Here is a 17237-nt window from a genome sequence, read left to right as displayed (position 1 = left end):
TTTTTGACGCATCATTTTTATTAATCAACTGAGGAATTGTTCATGAGCCAAATCGTTGACATTCGTGCACGTGAAATTTTGGACTCTCGTGGTAACCCAACCATCGAAGCAGACGTAATCTTAGCCTCTGGCGTTGTTGGCCGTGCATGTGCACCATCTGGTGCTTCAACTGGTTCTCGTGAAGCTTTAGAACTTCGTGACGGCGATAAAGCACGCTACTTAGGTAAAGGTGTTCAAACTGCGGTTAACAACGTAAACACTTTAATCCGTGATGCTTTAGTGGGCAAATCAGTATTTGAACAAAAAGACATCGACAATACGATGATCGCACTTGACGGTACTGAAAACAAAGAAAAATTGGGTGCAAACGCAACTTTAGCAGTGTCTTTAGCTGCTGCGCGTGCTGCTGCTGACGAAAAGAAAATTCCTCTTTTCCAATACATCGCAGACCTACGTAACAACAGCATCTTAACTATGCCTGTACCTATGATGAACATCTTAAACGGTGGTTCACATGCGGACAACAACGTAGATATTCAAGAGTTTATGATTGAGCCAGTGGGCTTTACATCTTTCTCTGAAGCACTTCGTGCTGGTGCAGAAATCTTCCATTCTTTAAAATCTGTATTAAAGAAACAAGGTTTAAACACTGCGGTAGGTGATGAGGGTGGTTTTGCGCCAAACTTACGTTCAAACGAAGAAGCAATTACCGTTATTCTTGAAGCAATTGAAAAAACTGGCTACAAAGCAGGTTCTGACATTATGCTTGCGCTTGACTGTGCATCTTCAGAATTCTACAAAAATGGTCAGTACATTCTTGCAGGTGAAGGCAACAAAGCATTCACAAGCAACCAGTTCTCTGACTACCTTGCAGGTCTTGTTAACCAATACCCAATTATCTCAATTGAAGACGGTTTGGATGAGTCGGATTGGGAAGGTTGGTCTTACCTAACGTCTATTCTTGGCGACAAAATCCAATTGGTTGGCGACGATTTGTTCGTAACGAATCCTAAAATCCTTCAACGTGGTATTAATGAAAAAGTTGGTAACTCTATTTTAATTAAATACAACCAAATTGGTACGTTGACTGAAACTTTAGATGCCATCTACCTTGCAAAAGTAAATGGTTACTCTACTGTTATTTCACACCGTTCAGGCGAAACTGAAGATTCAACTATTGCGGACCTTGCAGTAGGTACAGGCGCTGGTCAAATTAAGACTGGTTCACTTTGCCGCTCTGACCGTGTAGCAAAATACAACCAATTGCTTCGTATCGAAGAGTTGACTCAAGTTGTATATCGCGGTAAAGCTGAGTTTAAAGGTTTAAACTAAGCGACATATGTCAATGTTAAATGTATTCGACTCGACCTCGAGTAAAGTACTGTTGGGCCTTGCGATCATTTTGATCGCAGGGTTTCAATATAAGTATTGGTTAGGTGATGGTGGTCATCACGAACACTTGCAACTAATGCAAAAGATTCAACAACAAGTCGAAGATAATGACGAGCTAAAAGAACGTAATCGTGTCCTTGCAGCCGAAGTTTATGATTTAAAAAATGGCGTTGAAGCGATAGAAGAACATGCACGCCTCGATTTAGGTTTAATTAAACCCAATGAAACCTTTGTACAAATGAGTACCATTAGTACCCAGTACAAGCCGATTTATCTTGATCCTAATGCTAAAGTAGATCCTCGTACCAATGAAGAAGACAGCCCAATCCCTGAACAACCCATTACCCCTTAAATTGTGGTTGGTTATTCCGGCAGCAGGCTCGGGAAGTCGTTTTTCTAAAACTGAGCTCAAACAGTATCAAATGATTCAAGGGCAGACTGTACTTGAACATACGGTTGCGCGTTTGAATCAACTACCCCTACAGGGTTATGTATTGGCGATTTCTGCCCAAGATCATGTTGCAGCAAGCTTAGCATTGTCGAATAAACACAAAGCCCATTTTTGTCAAGGTGGTAACGAACGGGTTGATTCAGTACTCAATGCCTTAAAATATTTAACAGAGATTGCTGAGCCTGATGATTGGGTTTTGGTACATGATGCGGCACGTCCTTGCGTTAGTTTTTCTGCACTACAGGCCTTAGTTGAACGTGCCAGTCAAACAGGGCATAGTGCAATTTTGGCCATTCCTGTACGTGATACCTTAAAGCGGGTCGTAACAGGTGATCAAATTCAACAAACCGTAGACCGCAGCCAGTTATGGCAAGCACAAACCCCACAATTGGCCCAATTAGCGCTCCTCAAGTCAGCCATTGAACAGGCGCTACACGATCAAATCAATATTACAGATGAGGCCAGCGCCTTAGAACATGCAGGGCATTGTGTAGAAGTGGTACAGAGCCGTGCGGATAATTTAAAAATTACTTATCCGGATGATTTAGAGTTAGCACGTTTGATCTTAAATGCTCAGCAATAACAGCCAATTATCATTTAAAACTCAAACTACAGAGTAAAAGTGTTTAATCCTTAACACTTTAATCTTATAATTTTTGCCTTGTCTTTTTTCTGTTAAAGCCCTTGCAATGATTCCCTCTCAACAGTATCGCTTTTTACGTCATGGAGTTCGTGACGGCTTAAGCATGAAAAGTGATTCCTCACGTTGGACCAAGTTGCACCTTGATCCTTGGTTATTGTGTTTTTTATTGCTCAATTCTGCCTTAGGTCTGTGTGTGGTCTATAGTGCCTCGCAAGATAGTGCCATGGTAATGCGTCAAGCCATTAGTTTTGGGATAGGCTTTATTTTACTGTTTACTTTGGCACAAATTCCACCCAAAGTTTATCAAGCGGTCAGTCCTTATTTCTATCTGATTTCGTTGGTGCTCCTGGTTTTGGTACTATTTATTGGTGAGCGGCGTTTAGGGGCAAAACGCTGGATTAGTTTGCCGGGCATTGGCAGTATGCAACCGAGTGAATTTATGAAATTTGCGATGCCTTTAATGATGGCATGGTATTTCTCCTTGCGTCCATTTCCACCTAAATTCCGCCATATTGTGGTTGCTATGCTAATTTTGCTGGTGCCTTTTATTTTGGTGGTCTTACAACCCGATCTGAATATTGGTTTGATTATTCCGGGTATTTTTGTGCTGTTTTTAAGTGGTATGTCTTGGAAACTGATTGGCGGTGCTATAGGTGCATTGCTGGTAGCAGCCCCTGCCTTATGGATGTTTTTTTTACAAGACTATCAAAAGAAACGAATTTTAACCTTATTTGATCCTGAGTCTGATGCATTAGGGGCAGGTTGGAATATTATTCAATCTAAAATTGCCATTGGTTCTGGTGGCTTAAGTGGTAAGGGTTACTTAGAGGGTACTCAGTCGCATTTAGGTTATTTACCTGAGCACCATACTGACTTTATTATGTCAACCTTTGCTGAAGAGTTTGGTTTTATCGGGGTATTTGCCTTAATTTGCTTATATGCCGCGATTATTTTTCGTTGCTTAATCATTGGTTTAAACAGTTTTCATAATTTTGGTAAGTTATATGCCGGTACAGTGGGCTTAACGATCTTCTTCTTTGTGTTTCTAAACTCAGGCATGGTGAGCGGTATTTTGCCCGTTACAGGTGACCCTTTACCCTTTATGAGTTATGGCGGGACAGCCGTAATTTCTTTAATGGCCAGTATGGGGATTGTGATGTCAGTACACACCCATCGTTAAATCAAAAAGCCTCAATATGAGGCTTTTTTCATGTATTAAATTTGTAGCTGCTGCATTTGTTGTATTAACTTTGCTTTGACTTGTTCAATTTTAATGGGATCTGTTGCGCGTGACAGTTCAGCTTGGGCTTTTTTCCCTAAAAAATATTGAATCCGCTCACTATTGGCACCAGATGGGTGAGGAAAACCCTGTAAAATCTGCTGCTTTTTTAAATAGCCTAAGTTAGCTAGATGAGAGAGTACATGCGCCACACTTTGACCGAGCGGAATATAAACAGCATTGGGTAACACTTTTAACTGTGGCAGAAAGTACTGTTCAAGCTGTTGATATAAAAAATCATTTTTGAGTATATGAGGACTCGTGCCATTATAATTTTGACAATTGATAAAAATAGCGTGCGGTAAGACAGCGCTCATATTTACTAAATGCTGTGCTTCATTAAATAATGCGGCGGTTGAGTTCAGCTGTAACTTTTGCTGTAAACCAAGATGATCTAAAATTTGAATTAAGTTGCGGCGAATTGGACCACTAAAGGCACCTTGCTGTTTGGCATATGCCAAAACTTGATCATCGTTTAAACCTTGAGCAAGCGCTTGTTGTACAGCCTGTATGGCATTTTGCCATTGTAATCGCCCCGGGGTAATCCCGAGCAACACCACTTTAGCCTGTGTATTGATATACTCAAAGGGAGTGTAATAACTGCTGATTTTAGCTTGATGTGCTAACTGTAACAGATCAGTGTGTAGCAGTTGCTCTAAAGGATAGTGTTGAAATAAAGTTTTATAGTGCTGAAACAACATTAGTATTTTTCCTAAAAAAATTGATTTCATTTGAATTTAAAATTTTTTATATGACGCTGCAAAATGTGAACAAATTTTATGCTTGGCTTGGTATAAAAATTGCTCATAATGATTGATCTACTACAGCTTGTAGGAGAGAGACATCAGTCCGCCGAAGGAGCAACACCCCAGGAAACTCTCAGGCAAAAGGACTACAAGCTGCTATCACATTCTGGAGAGAAGTTAGGCTCGACTTAACTCACCGAAGGGGTAAAGCTCTCAGGTAAACATGACAGATGGGGAGAAAATGAAATGCAAAATAATAATAACATTTCAAGGAGCCTGTTATGCGCCATATTCTTGTCATTGGAGCAGGTATCACCGGTGTGACCTCTGCCTATGAGTTAGTGAAACTCGGTTATCAGGTCACTGTCATTGATAAACATCTCTATCCTGCCATGGAAACTTCATTTGCCAATGGTGGGCAACTGTCCGCCTGTAATGCGGAAGTATGGAACCAAAAAGCCACAGTATTAAAAGGTTTAAAATGGATGTCGCAAAAAACTGCGCCCTTATTATTAAATCCTTCATTTGATTTACATAAATATGCTTGGTTAATCGAATTTTTAGGTAATATCAAACACTATGAAGCCAATACGCGTGATACGGTTAAAATGGCACTCTTGGCACGGCAGCGTTTATTTGCCATTGCTAAACAAGAACAAATCGACTTTAACCTAGAAAAACGTGGCATTTTACATTTTTATCATACTCAACACGACTATCAAGTGGCCATGCGTGTCAACGATTTACTCTGTACAGGCGGGTTGGAGCGTCATGCGGTCACCTTAGAGGAAATAAAAACTATTGAACCCAGCTTAACTGGCAATTATTACGGCGGATTTTACTGTCCAGGAGATGCCACAGGTGATATCCATAAATTCACCATGGGATTAGCTCAAGCGACAAAAAAATACGGGGTAGATTACCTATTTGCTAAGGAAGTCACCCAGATGCAGCCACATGCCACAGGGGTAAGGGTTGAATATCGCGCCAGTCAAGAAAATATGCACTCTGATGCAGCAGTCATTGAGGAAATGCAGGTGGATGCAGTCTTAGTCTGCGGCGGGGTGGGCAGCTATCATCTGGCACGTATGCTCGGTGATCGCGTGAATGTTTATCCCGTTAAAGGCTATTCTATTACTGTGAATTTAAATGACAGTCATAGTCAAAGCCATGCACCTTGGGTCAGTTTACTCGATGAAAGTGCTAAAATTGTCACATCACGTTTGGGGGTAGATCGCTTACGTGTCGCCGGTACAGCAGAATTTAATGGCTATAACCGTGATATTCGTGCTGATCGTATTCAACCACTGATTGATTGGGTGAATCGTAACTTTCGTGTGTGTACCGAAAGTGTAGTGCCCTGGGCAGGACTGCGACCGATGATGCCTAATATGATGCCTGTGGTGGGACGTGGGAAACGCGAGCGTATTTTTTATAATACTGGTCATGGCCATTTAGGATGGACCTTATCTGCCGCTACAGCGGTGATGGTCAGTCAAGCTATTGCCCGTCAACATCCAACAGAATAAGCCAGTGTATACTGGCTTTTTTAATCGTAGAGTCTATATACGCCGCTAAAGCGTTCACAGCCTTGTTGCTGAGTCTTCACCACTAAAATAGCTTTAGAGTAGGCAAAAGAATATTTGCAATCATGTTCATTATCAATAATTTGGGTTTTTTCTTGGGGGGTAGTATACGCCAAAAAATTGATCGTTTGGGTTTCTACACGATTATTAGGATTACGATAGGCAATGCCTTCAATTTTAATACTGTCTTTACCCAATTGATGCAGTTTTAAATGCACAGGCTGTGCCGAAATCTGACCTTGTTCAAATTTTAAATAATGTTGGGTAAGGGTTTGATTGAGTGAAATATATAAATTTAAATCATCTACACGCTGTTCAATTTGCTGGCGATAACAGCGAGTTTGTTTACATTGCTGGCTACGCTTGAGCCATAATTTTTGGGTATCTTGCAGTAAACGAATGGGTGCATCACTAACCAATAATGCAGTCAGATAATGATTGTTGAGCTTTTCTCTAGATTCTTGTAAGCCGCTTGCACAAATCCCTGGGCGATGGTGGTCCTGACATTCAATCACGCTTGCCGTGGCAAATGTTGAGCAACAGGCTAAAGCTACAAGGCCCAGTGTTTTAATAAGATTGTTATCAGTATTTTGCCACATGATCGCTTATACTTTGTCGAGATTGTGCTGCTTGCTAATATAGCGAAATCAAAAGCATGAATACAACATTTCTAAGATTTATTTGTTTGGGAGAACAAGCATGATGCCACACATTCGAATTGGTCAAGGTATTGACGTACACGCCTTTGAAGAAGGTGATTTTGTGACTTTGGCTGGCATTCAAATTCCCCATAGTCAGGGTTTAAAAGCCCATTCAGATGGTGATGTGGTGTTGCATGCGCTCAGCGACGCCTTATTAGGAGCGCTGGCTTTGGGTGACATCGGGCAGCATTTCCCGGATACCGACCCAAAATTTAAAGGTGCAGACAGTCGGGTATTATTACAGCATGTCTATCAGCTAATTTTAGATCGTGGTTATATCCTCAATAATGCCGATATTACCGTGGCATGTGAACGTCCAAAATTAGCACCACATAATTTAGCCATGCGCCAAAGTATTGCTGATGTTTTAGAGGTAGACGTGAATCAAATTAGCGTTAAGGCCACCACCACGGAAAAATTAGGCTTTACTGGTCGTCAAGAAGGTATTTTATCTACTGCCACGGTGCTGATTAGTCGTCAAGCAAAGTGATCAGCTTTCATCAAAGATAAATTGAGTTCTTGGGTTGCTTTACGACCTTGTAATTGTAAAGTAACCGCATGAATCAAACCGGTCCATGTTGAATCTGGTTCCCAAATCTCATGCAGCAATGCTTGGGCGCTTGGCATGTCCATATTCATATAATATTGACGATAAACGTACATCAAACTGCTGACATGGTGATTATTTTCACAATGCACCCAAAGCAGCTGTTCACCCACCAAATGATCGATTAAATCCAGTACCAAGATGCATTGATCAGGCGATGGAGTATCTAAAGAAATTGGAATTTGTAAGTAGTTTAAACCTAAATCTAAACAGATTTGATCTTCACGTTGTATCGCCTGATCGGCATGATTTAAGGCTAAATTAATCACCGTGGTGATTCCGTAAGCTTTCATCTGTGCCAGTTGTTCAGCAGTGGGTTGTCCTGAAGTAAATAAATGCTCGTGCACAAATTGGAAATGCTTAATTTGACTTAAGTGAGTTTCAAGTTCATTCATCGTGCTGCCTTCATTTTTTATTGTTTCTCAATGATAAACGCCATCCTAAGATGGCGTCTAGCATTATGCAAGTCTGTATTAGCGATTTACTAAAACATCTTTTAAGGCATGGTGCATTTCGAGCAAGACCTGTTCAGTGGTATCCCAATCGATACAGCCATCAGTGACTGATTTGCCATATTCTAAATCACATAAATTGGCTGGAATATCTTGGCGACCGCCTTTTAAATGACTCTCGACCATAATCCCAACGATGGATTTATTGCCATCAAGCACTTGTTCGGTAATGTTACGTAACACTAAAGGTTGTAAGTACGGGTCTTTGTTTGAGTTGGCATGGCTAGCATCAATCATAATTTTGTTGCTCACTTTAGCTTTGGCTAAGGCAGCTTCAGCTTCAGCGACAGAGCCCGCATCATAGTTGGGTTTGCCATTACCGCCACGCAGTACCACGTGTGCATATGGGTTGCCCGAGGTATGAATAACCGACACTTGACCTGCTTCGTTTAGGCCTAAGAAGCTATGACCGTGTTTGACCGATTGCATAGCATTGGTGGCCACAGTTAAGCCGCCATCGGTACCGTTTTTAAAGCCAACTGGTGAAGATAAACCAGATGACATTTCACGGTGAGTTTGACTTTCTGTGGTACGTGCACCAATCGCTGACCATGAAATCAAATCTTGATAATACTGCGGTGAGTTTGGATCAAGGGCTTCTGTGGCACATGGTAAGCCTTTTTCATTTAACTCTAGCAATAGTTTACGCCCTAAACGTAAACCTTTTTCAATGTTAAATGAATCATTCATATCTGGATCGTTAATCAAACCTTTCCAGCCCACTGTAGTACGCGGTTTTTCAAAATATACTCGCATCACAATGTACAGTGTGTCTTTGACTTGTTCACTTAACACTTTGAGACGATCCGCATATTCATGGGCTGCTTTTGGATCATGAATCGAACATGGGCCAATCACCACAAATAAGCGTTTGTCTTGACCATCTAAAATATTGCGAATCGTTTCACGACCTTTAAGGACGGTTTGATAAGCATTTTCAGTCAAAGGTAATTCTGCTTTAAGTTCAGCAGGGGTTACAAGTGGCTGAATGCTTTTTACATTCACGTCATCAATGTCAGATTGTGTAATTGGATTTGACTGTCGTGTATTCATTGCCGTCACTGGTTTGATCTACAAATAAAAAAGTTCCTGCTTTGAATATAGCACGATTCAACTGATGGTTTCCTATCAAAAAGTCTAATAGGCCTTCCAAAAAAAAGTGATGAATCGTGCGGTAAATTTAAGCAACTGACTGGGCTGCTGGTACGACAATCGCAGTGTTTTGAGCAGATTGAATAGGTTTGCTTTTAACCGGATTCACCATAAAGTTGACGCCAAGGGCAAATAAAGTAATACCCAAAATTTTACGAATAATTTTTTCTGGCATGTGTGAACTAACTAAGGTGCCGACAATAATGGCAGGAATCGAGCCGCATAATAACCAGCCGAGCAAGGCAAAATCGACATTTCCAGAGCTCATATGACCAAGACCTGCGACTAAGGTCAAGAGCACAGCATGCACCACATCTGAACCAATAATGCGGATCATGGGTAAATTAGGGAACATAATAATTAAAGCCATGATGCCAAAGGCACCGGCACCTACCGAAGATAAAGTGACAAAGACCCCTAGTACAATGCCCATGACAATAATAAAAACACGTTTGTTTTTAGCTTGTTCGGCAATATCTTGACGCGACTGTTCATGGTTCATATCCAGCTGTTCTTTGGCACGAAATTTATTAAAGAATTTTTCAACTGTGCCACGAAATACAATTGATAAACCGGTTAAGGTCAACATAAAGCCCAGAACCATGGTGAGTACGGTTTTATAATATGTTGATTGGCTTAAGAAGTTTTCTAATACCCAATGGGTTGCAAATGAAGCAGGAATACTGCCCACAGCCAACCACAATACAATGGGCCAAACAATATTCATTTTCTTGGCATGCACCAAAGAGCCACAGAATTTAGAAATGGCGGCATATAACAAATCGGTACCAATAGCGATATGCGGCTCAATGCGAAATAGACTGATTAAAATCGGGGTCATTAACGAACCACCGCCTACACCTGTCACCCCGACGCAAAAACCAACCAAGACGCCTGCTAAAATAAATTCAAGTGGACCAAACATGCTTATATGCCAGATATCAAAAAACACGCATATGTTATGACTTTTATGTATAAGTCGTTGTCTTGATTAGTGATTTATTTATGCAAAAAAAAGATAAGCACAATAAAGAACAGCCTAAGCGTCATTTACGCTTCGTTATACACCGCTAAGCGTATGATTTTTAAACCATCATGTTGGTTTTTAAAAGGTTTAAGTGAAGTGCAAAAGAGTAGTTGTGAATCGTCTAAAGAGCATATACGCCTCAACACTATTGAGCTTCAGTATTGTTCAAGGTACGAGTATGTATTGTATTAATAGTCGCTTGATGTTGATTTTTTAACATCAGCCACACGGCTTTTGTCACAACTGGTAATTAGAGTCTATGTTAAGATAGCGCTCCTCATAAAATTGGATCAGGACAAGCACTTGCAAAATAGAAAACTTAAAATCGGGATCGTAGTGGGTGAAGTCTCTGGGGATACTTTAGGCGCGAAACTGATGCGCAGTTTTCGTGAGCAGGGCATAGAGGCAGAATTTGAGGGCATTGGTGGGCCGCAAATGATTGCTGAAGGTTTTAAAAGTGAGTATCCCATGGACGTGTTATCGGTGATGGGGATTGTGGAAGTTTTAAAGGATATTAAAAAGCTGTTCGCAGTACGTGATGGTCTCGTCGAGCGCTGGCGTAAACACCCTGTAGATGTCTTTATTGGTATTGATGCACCGGATTTTAATTTACGTCTGTCAAAAAAACTTAAACAACTGCAACTGCCTATTAAAACCGTACAATATGTCAGTCCTTCGGTGTGGGCATGGCGACAAGGGCGTGTGCATGGCATTAAAGCCTGCATTGATTTGGTGTTGTGCTTATTTCCCTTTGAAAAAGCTTTTTTCCAACGCTGGCAAGTGCCAGCGGCATGTGTGGGTCATCCCCTTGCCAGTGAATTACCACTCAACAATTCTATGCAAGATGCCAAAGCTGAGTTGGGCTTGGATATCAATGCCAAACATATTGCGCTGTTACCGGGTAGTCGCCGTGGAGAAATTGAACGCTTAGGTCCTTTGCTGTTAGATACTGTCCAAATCTTAATGTCGAAGCATCCAGATTATCAGTTTTTAATTCCAGCGATTAATGCAGCACGTCAGCAACAGATAAACGCCTTAGTTGCAACGTATCCGCAAACGGTACAAGATCGAATCCGTGTGATCGAAAACAGTAGCCAAGAATCTAAAATTGGCCGTCAGGTCATGAATGCTTCGAATATTATTGCCTTAGCCTCGGGTACCGCAACATTAGAAGCCATGTTATTGCATCGTCCGATGGTAACCTTCTATAAGCTCAATTGGCTAACCTATCATGTGATTAAATTCTTAATCAAGATTCCGTATTATTCCTTACCGAATATTATTGCTGGCAAAAAAGTCATTCAGGAATTAATTCAGCATGATGCTACACCTGAAAAACTTAGCCAAGAGATTGAAAAATTAATGTCGGTCGAAACCGCACAGATTCAAGTGATGCAGCATATTACCATGCATAAACAACTGTTAGCGGGTAATAGCGAAGATCCAGTCCAAGCTATTTTAGCATTACTCTAAACAGTACACTTAACTAGAAGACTTGCATTTAAATGTAGCGCAGGTCTTTGTGGTCATCAGTGATGTTTAAATAGCCTAAGCATTTTAGTCGCTGAGATACAATACAGCTGAGCAGGGGAGAGCCAAGAGATGTTTCTTTGGATCTCTCTCTGCTTGCCTATCACTGTATGTGTTAGGGTAAATTGGCTTAGATTTTATGTGCGATTGAAACTCAATATCTTGCTCTGCACAGTCCATGCTCTAAATTTGCGTCAGCTAAGTCGTATTCTGTTCTTCAGAGAGGGTCATTGCTGAGTAAACAGTAGGCTGTATTTGACTTGAACACTGAATAATTTAAAAACAGCAATAGCAATCCTTTTGTTTATAACAACTGTAGAGAAACCGCTTGATCAGTGTCATTGATATGATTTATCAGAAAAACACAAACATATGATAATGAAAATAATTATCAATTAGATTATCATGCGCTGAAATTTTATCATAATTCATGATCAGGATGATGTGCATGCAGTCTTTGGCTTCTATTACGCCGCAGCAATTTTTACGTCTTTCTATAGTGTTTGCGATGTGTGCACCAAGCGCATCTGCATGGGCTCAAGACAATATTTTAGAAACCATTTCTGTCACAGCACAGGCAGAACAACACGCTTTTCAAGGCAATATGGACTTGGTACGCACAGAAGATGATGCACAGGCTTTACAAATAATAGACCGCGAAGAGATTGCTAAATCAGGTGCGACTACGATTGATGAATTGCTGCAAAAAAGCTTGAGCATGAACGTTGCAGTTGCCAACGATTCTGCCAGTGGTTGGACAGGCAACAGCAGTCAAATTAATTTACGTGGTTTGGGCGCAAGTCATACTTTGGTGCTGATTAATGGGCGCCGTGGCGCAGGGGTAGGCGGGCGAGGTGTATCTGAAGCGAGTGATCAACAAAACTTAAAAGGTATTCCTTTGGCTGCTATTGAGCGTATTGAAGTGTTACCGAGTTCCGCGGCAGCACTCTATGGCAGTAATGCTCTTGGTGGTGTTATTAATGTGGTATTACGCCGTGATTATGTGGGGACAGAAGCTAATCTGCGTTATGACAATAGCGTCAATTCTGATAGTGCCATGACCACTTTAAACCTCACCACAGGTTTTGCACTTGAGGAGGGTCGTACTCAAGTGATGTTGACGGCACAAAAACAAGAGAGCAATCAGCTTAAAGCGCGGGATCGTGGTTTTAAACTTAAACAACGTCAAATTGAACTTGCGAATAACCCAGATGCCATTTATGGCATGAGCAAAGGTGTAGCGGTCAATCCACCGATGGGACATCTCACCAATATTCGTAGCAAAGATGGTTCTGAACTCTTTGCAGGCGCAGGTTCAAGCTATGCGTATGTACCCAAAGGCTATACTGGCTCGGCTGAAGGCATTGAACCATTTAAAGAAACTATTGGGCAATATGCCTTAGGGCTTGCGAGTGGTATTGGCGGTGATTCAGGTGCTGCCACTTTAATTGGCGAACAAGACAACGAATCTTATAGTTTAAATATTAATCGTGATTTTAGCGATCAACTGAATGTCTATGTAGAAGCGGCTTACGAGCGCCAACATGTGGCAAGTGCTGGTAATTATCATGGTTTTGGTACAGTAACACTCACGGCAGATAATCCGCAAAACCCCTTTGGCAAAGATATATTCATTACCTATTCACCAAATTATGCCAATGGCTTGAGTTTGCGTAACCGTGAAATGGACGCCACCATGCAACGTGTGGCTACAGGTTTTGAATATAAAATGACAGATGATTGGCGAGTGATTGGTGATTATGCTTGGAGCAATACTGATAAAAGTATTCGTTACCAACGTCGTCCAACCAAAGGCACCAACAAATTTAATGCAGATATTGCCAGTGGTAAAATTGACTTTTTAAGCGATGTGACCAGTTTTGATTTAGATTTAAATCAAGGTTATTGGGCTGTTGCGCAAAACGATACCGATCAAACTTTACAAGAGTGGAACTTACGCGCGCATGGCCCGCTTGCCACTTGGTATGCTGGCGACATTACCCTTGCGACAGGTCTTGGTTACACGGATTGGCAAAGTAGCAGCCGTTCTGAAACCCAATCTTTAAATAATCCTGATTTACCTTTTACCCAAAAAGCGGTTGATAGCCAGTCGCTGTATGCCGAATTGAATATTCCATTGATTTCAGCACAGCAGGATTTAGCATGGTTGAAGCTATTTGATCTACAATTGGCAGCACGTTATGAAAATTACAGCATTAAAAACAGTGGTGATTTTAGCCAAACTTCACCCACATTGGGTTTTCGTTTAGCACCCAATGACAGCATTATGCTGCGTGGTTCATATAGCAAAGGTTTTATTGTGCCGACGGCTGCACAATTAGCCGAAGAAACTTTAGCCACCACAGAAACCACAGTCACTGATCCTTTAAATGGCAATCAGCAAGTTGAGCTGTTTACCACAGGCGGGGGGAATCCAAATTTAACCCCAGAAACCGCCACCAGTTTTGGAGCAGGTTTAGTGATTACCCCGCAAGCCTTGGCAGGTCTACGTTGGACAATTGATTACTTTAACATTCAAAAAAACAATAACATTACCAGTTTAAGTGCACAGGCGATTTTAGATGCCAATGCCCAAGATGGGAGCTATGCCAACCGTATTCACCGTGATGCAGCGGGCAATTTACAAACTGTAAATACCACGCCATTTAATGCCTTATGGTTAGAAACCAGTGGCATTGATACGCAACTGTCATATCAAATGAACACGCGTTTGGGGGAGCTTAACTTAAATGCTGGTTATACTTGGACAGAAAAATATAATCAGCAAGAACAAATCGGCAAAGCAGCAACAAGCTATTTGAATGACCCCAATAATGATGATGCAGGGCCATTAAAACATCGTTTTAATGCAGCGGCATTTTTACAAGCCACAGATGCATGGGGCTTTGGTTGGGCCATGCAATACTATGGAAAATACGATCTAAAAAATGAAACCGCAATTTTGCTACAAGGCAAAGATACAGTCGATGCACAGATGTACCATGATGTGTATGCACGTTATAGCAGTAAATTAGCGCAATATGGCTCACCTGAAATTAGCTTTGGCATCAAAAATCTGTTTGGTGAAGCAGAAAAAGACATGAGCAATACCTATTTAAGTAAATTTAGTGATCCACGCTTACAGCAGTATTATCTGAATTTGAAATTCGCCTTTTAATTGAAAAAGCCCGCAATCGCGGGCTTTTTTATAAGGTTTTTGCCATCCAAATTTCACAAGCAGCGCTGTGCCCAGTGTTGCCAAGTGGTGCATCTAAATATTCAAAACCTAAACGCTCATATAAGCTGACAGCTTCTTTTAGGCAAGCGGTTGTTTCTAAATAAATTTGCTTTGCTCCTTGAGCTTGCGCAAATTCAAAAGCCTGCGTTAAGATTTGTTTGGCTAAACCTTGCCCGCGAATATCGCTTAAAAAATACATTTTTTGAATTTCTAAAATATGATCCGCGCCTTGTAAGGGCGCAATTCCGCCACCGCCAAAGACTTCACCATAATCATTGCTAACCACCCAATACGCGGCTTTGGGCTGGCTATAAACTTCTGATAAATGATCAAGAATCGGGTCAGCGACAGCAAAACCAGAGTCTGGTGCTAAGCCATATTCTTGGGAAACTTGGCGGATAATTGTCGCTAAAGCGGCATCATCTTGTGATTGAATCGAACGTAGAAAATACATAATAAACCCATAAAAAAAGAGATGCAGGGCACCTCTTTAGCGTCACAATCGTTAAATATATTTTTGAATCATGCTATGCACATCGGTTTTGGCTTCAATCACGGTCATAAAGGTATAGGCACCAATGAACTTGCGACTAATAAACATAAATTCTTTAGGCGGCACGCTAAAATAACGCGATGCCATTGATTTAGAGGCTTGTTGCATCACACGACTATGCAATTGGCTTTTTTTCCAATCATAGCGATGATCTGTATCCATCACGCCTTCAGGAATTTGTTTATTGTTGTCTAAACTACTAAATGCTTCTGTAGCCAATAAAAATACCTTGGCCATATCTGGTTTAATCGCCTCAGGAATGGCATCAAAAAACTCATAGCCGCGCATGGCGTTGACCATAGCAATAGGGTCATGATGGTAGCCTGCTTTAATTAAGTTACGTGCCATGCCGAGTAAATGCTGGTCAAATTGACGAATCGCACCAAAGTCTAGCAACACAATTTGGTCTTGAATCTCTGTGCCATTGCCCAAACGTACCAAATAGTTACCAAAATTCGGGTCGGTTTGCATCTCGCCCCATTCAAAAATTTCCCTTACCGCAATTTCAAGCGAGGCTTCACCTAAACGATTACGACGTTCTTGCGGTAAAGACAGCATCACAGGGCTGTTGATGGGGACACCACGTTCAAAGGTCATACACAACACGCGGTTAGTGCAATACTCATCAATGATGGTTGGCACAATATAACGTGGGTCTTGTTTTAAGCGTTGGTTAAAGCGGCGGGTGGTGGCAGCTTCAATTTCATAATCCACCTCACGGTGCATCATCTCGCGTACTTCATCAAACCATTGATCAAATTCGCGGGTTTGCGGCACCATACGAGTCAACTTAAGCATGTTTTTAAACAGACTCATATCGGAATCAATAGCATCGGCCACGCCCGGATATTGCACTTTAAGCACCAACTCTAAACCATCGGATTTACGCACTGCACGGTGCACTTGAGCCAAAGACGCCGTGCCTAAAGGTTCACGATCAATGGTTAAATCATCAAGTTTATTGCCCAATTGACTGCGTAACTGGCTTTTAATGGCAGGCCAATCGAGTGCTACAGTTTGGTTATTGAGCGTATTTAAAGCTTGGGTGATTTCTTCGGGTAGAAAATGTTCGCCATACAGCGCCATCATTTGGCCAATTTTAACAATTGAGCCTTTGAGCTTGCCAATTTCGGCCACCAAATACTCAGCTTGTTCTTTCATGGCTTGCTTGCGCTTTTTTTCTTTTTCCGCTTCGCTTGAAAACATCGAAGTCGCACTAGATGCAGCCCAACGCGTACCGGCAAGTAACGACGCCTTGGCGATCGATAAGCGTCGATCCATAGAGGAGGTTTTGAGTTGTTTAAGCTTATCGTGCTGATCTGACATGTATATTAAACCTTTGAAGATGCAATAATTCGCAGAATAATTTGATTGTACTGGATATTAACCTGTCTGAACGTATTAAAAAAGTTCAAACATTCAAGCAACAACATTTTGGCAACAGATCACCTAAAAAATAGCCTAAGCTTTACATCAATCGACATTATAAGCTTAGAGCTGTATATGCATTAACTTAACAACGATAAGCCACTTTAAAAGGTAATTTTTGCATCAATTGATCTTTATAGGCGCTTAAAAAGGCAATCATTAAACTTTGCACTTTGGGATGGATAAAACCTAAGGCATAACCTTGAATAATAATTTGGCTCGGAAGTTGAAAGAACACGTACTTGGCATCTTCAAGGCTGGGCTGCGCAAATAGCTTTTGCTCATGTATGAGCTGTTGTAGCGCGGCTTTTTCATGACAAACCTGCTCGGATTGATCTTGCCAGTACTGTTGACGCATGGCCATTAAGTTATTGTGCTTATAGCTCATAAAA

At 41.3% G+C, this 17237-nt stretch carries 16 protein-coding genes and 1 riboswitch; of the genes, 8 read left to right on the top strand and 8 right to left on the bottom strand.

All coding sequences use genetic code 11. The annotated features are described in order from the left end of the window. Positions 1–42: 42 nt before the first annotated feature. From eno to rodA, 4 genes are all read left to right on the top strand, one after another. A complete protein-coding gene (gene eno, locus AC5YCD_RS08960) occupies positions 43–1332 on the top strand; it encodes a phosphopyruvate hydratase (RefSeq protein ID WP_496129712.1) in 1290 nt (429 codons plus the stop codon). 13 nt (positions 1333–1345) lie between these two features. Beyond that, positions 1346–1744, top strand: coding sequence for a septum formation initiator family protein (locus AC5YCD_RS08955; RefSeq protein WP_496129711.1), 399 nt, complete (start codon positions 1346–1348; stop codon positions 1742–1744). Next, positions 1701–2426 carry a 2-C-methyl-D-erythritol 4-phosphate cytidylyltransferase gene (ispD, locus tag AC5YCD_RS08950; RefSeq protein WP_496129710.1) on the top strand — a complete coding sequence of 242 codons (726 nt, stop codon included), beginning with the start codon at positions 1701–1703 and terminating at the stop codon, positions 2424–2426. The genes AC5YCD_RS08955 and ispD overlap by 44 nt, the downstream gene beginning before the upstream one ends. 106 nt (positions 2427–2532) lie before the next feature. Continuing rightward, positions 2533–3666, top strand: a complete 1134-nt coding sequence (gene rodA / locus AC5YCD_RS08945; RefSeq protein WP_496129709.1) for a rod shape-determining protein RodA — start codon at positions 2533–2535, stop codon at positions 3664–3666. Positions 3667–3701: 35 nt separating this feature from the next. On the opposite strand, the gene AC5YCD_RS08940 is transcribed toward rodA, so the two are convergent. Continuing rightward, positions 3702–4466 (bottom strand): hypothetical protein, encoded by a 765-nt coding sequence (locus AC5YCD_RS08940; RefSeq protein WP_496129708.1) that lies wholly within the window; start codon positions 4464–4466, stop codon positions 3702–3704. A 120-nt stretch (positions 4467–4586) separates the two neighbouring features. Beyond that, positions 4587–4670, top strand: a riboswitch (glycine riboswitch). 122 nt (positions 4671–4792) lie between these two features. On the opposite strand from AC5YCD_RS08940, the gene AC5YCD_RS08935 reads away from it, so the two are divergent. Continuing rightward, the gene (locus tag AC5YCD_RS08935; protein WP_496129707.1) at positions 4793–6040 is read left to right on the top strand and encodes a D-amino acid dehydrogenase; all 1248 of its coding nucleotides are present in this window, start codon (positions 4793–4795) and stop codon (positions 6038–6040) included. Between the two features lie 20 nt (positions 6041–6060). Here the strand turns inward: AC5YCD_RS08935 and AC5YCD_RS08930 are convergent, their stop codons facing one another. Further along, a complete protein-coding gene (locus tag AC5YCD_RS08930) occupies positions 6061–6696 on the bottom strand; it encodes an A1S_1983 family putative colistin resistance protein (protein WP_496129706.1) in 636 nt (211 codons plus the stop codon). A 100-nt stretch (positions 6697–6796) separates the two neighbouring features. Between AC5YCD_RS08930 and ispF the strand changes: the two genes are divergently transcribed. Further along, positions 6797–7288, top strand: a complete 492-nt coding sequence (gene ispF / locus AC5YCD_RS08925) for a 2-C-methyl-D-erythritol 2,4-cyclodiphosphate synthase (RefSeq protein WP_496129705.1) — start codon at positions 6797–6799, stop codon at positions 7286–7288. Here ispF and AC5YCD_RS08920 read toward each other — a convergent pair. The 3 genes from AC5YCD_RS08920 to AC5YCD_RS08910 all read right to left on the bottom strand — a co-directional run bounded on the left by AC5YCD_RS08920 (position 7276) and on the right by AC5YCD_RS08910 (position 9994). Next, positions 7276–7800 carry a protein tyrosine phosphatase family protein gene (locus AC5YCD_RS08920; protein WP_496129704.1) on the bottom strand — a complete coding sequence of 175 codons (525 nt, stop codon included), beginning with the start codon at positions 7798–7800 and terminating at the stop codon, positions 7276–7278. The genes ispF and AC5YCD_RS08920 overlap by 13 nt on opposite strands. 78 nt (positions 7801–7878) lie before the next feature. Further along, positions 7879–8970, bottom strand: coding sequence for a 3-deoxy-7-phosphoheptulonate synthase (locus tag AC5YCD_RS08915; protein ID WP_496129703.1), 1092 nt, complete (start codon positions 8968–8970; stop codon positions 7879–7881). 127 nt (positions 8971–9097) lie between these two features. Further along, a complete protein-coding gene (locus tag AC5YCD_RS08910; RefSeq protein WP_496129702.1) occupies positions 9098–9994 on the bottom strand; it encodes a sulfite exporter TauE/SafE family protein in 897 nt (298 codons plus the stop codon). A 405-nt stretch (positions 9995–10399) separates the two neighbouring features. Between AC5YCD_RS08910 and lpxB the strand changes: the two genes are divergently transcribed. Both lpxB and AC5YCD_RS08900 read left to right on the top strand, forming a co-directional pair. Continuing rightward, a complete protein-coding gene (lpxB, locus tag AC5YCD_RS08905) occupies positions 10400–11569 on the top strand; it encodes a lipid-A-disaccharide synthase (RefSeq protein ID WP_496129701.1) in 1170 nt (389 codons plus the stop codon). Between the two features lie 505 nt (positions 11570–12074). Next, on the top strand, positions 12075–14804 hold the full coding sequence (locus AC5YCD_RS08900; RefSeq protein WP_496129700.1) for a TonB-dependent receptor plug domain-containing protein: 2730 nt from the start codon (positions 12075–12077) through the stop codon (positions 14802–14804). A gap of 28 nt (positions 14805–14832) precedes the next feature. On the opposite strand, the gene AC5YCD_RS08895 is transcribed toward AC5YCD_RS08900, so the two are convergent. The 3 genes from AC5YCD_RS08895 to AC5YCD_RS08885 all read right to left on the bottom strand — a co-directional run bounded on the left by AC5YCD_RS08895 (position 14833) and on the right by AC5YCD_RS08885 (position 17233). Continuing rightward, a complete protein-coding gene (locus AC5YCD_RS08895) occupies positions 14833–15318 on the bottom strand; it encodes a GNAT family N-acetyltransferase (protein WP_496129699.1) in 486 nt (161 codons plus the stop codon). Between the two features lie 51 nt (positions 15319–15369). Further along, positions 15370–16743, bottom strand: coding sequence for an ABC1 kinase family protein (locus AC5YCD_RS08890; RefSeq protein ID WP_496129698.1), 1374 nt, complete (start codon positions 16741–16743; stop codon positions 15370–15372). Between the two features lie 187 nt (positions 16744–16930). Next, complete coding sequence (locus tag AC5YCD_RS08885; RefSeq protein WP_496129697.1) at positions 16931–17233, bottom strand: hypothetical protein; 303 nt, start codon at positions 17231–17233, stop codon at positions 16931–16933. Positions 17234–17237: the final 4 nt, after the last annotated feature.

This window comes from Acinetobacter sp. CY05, assembly GCF_059515805.1.
This window is presented reverse-complemented; position numbering and strand designations above follow the sequence as displayed.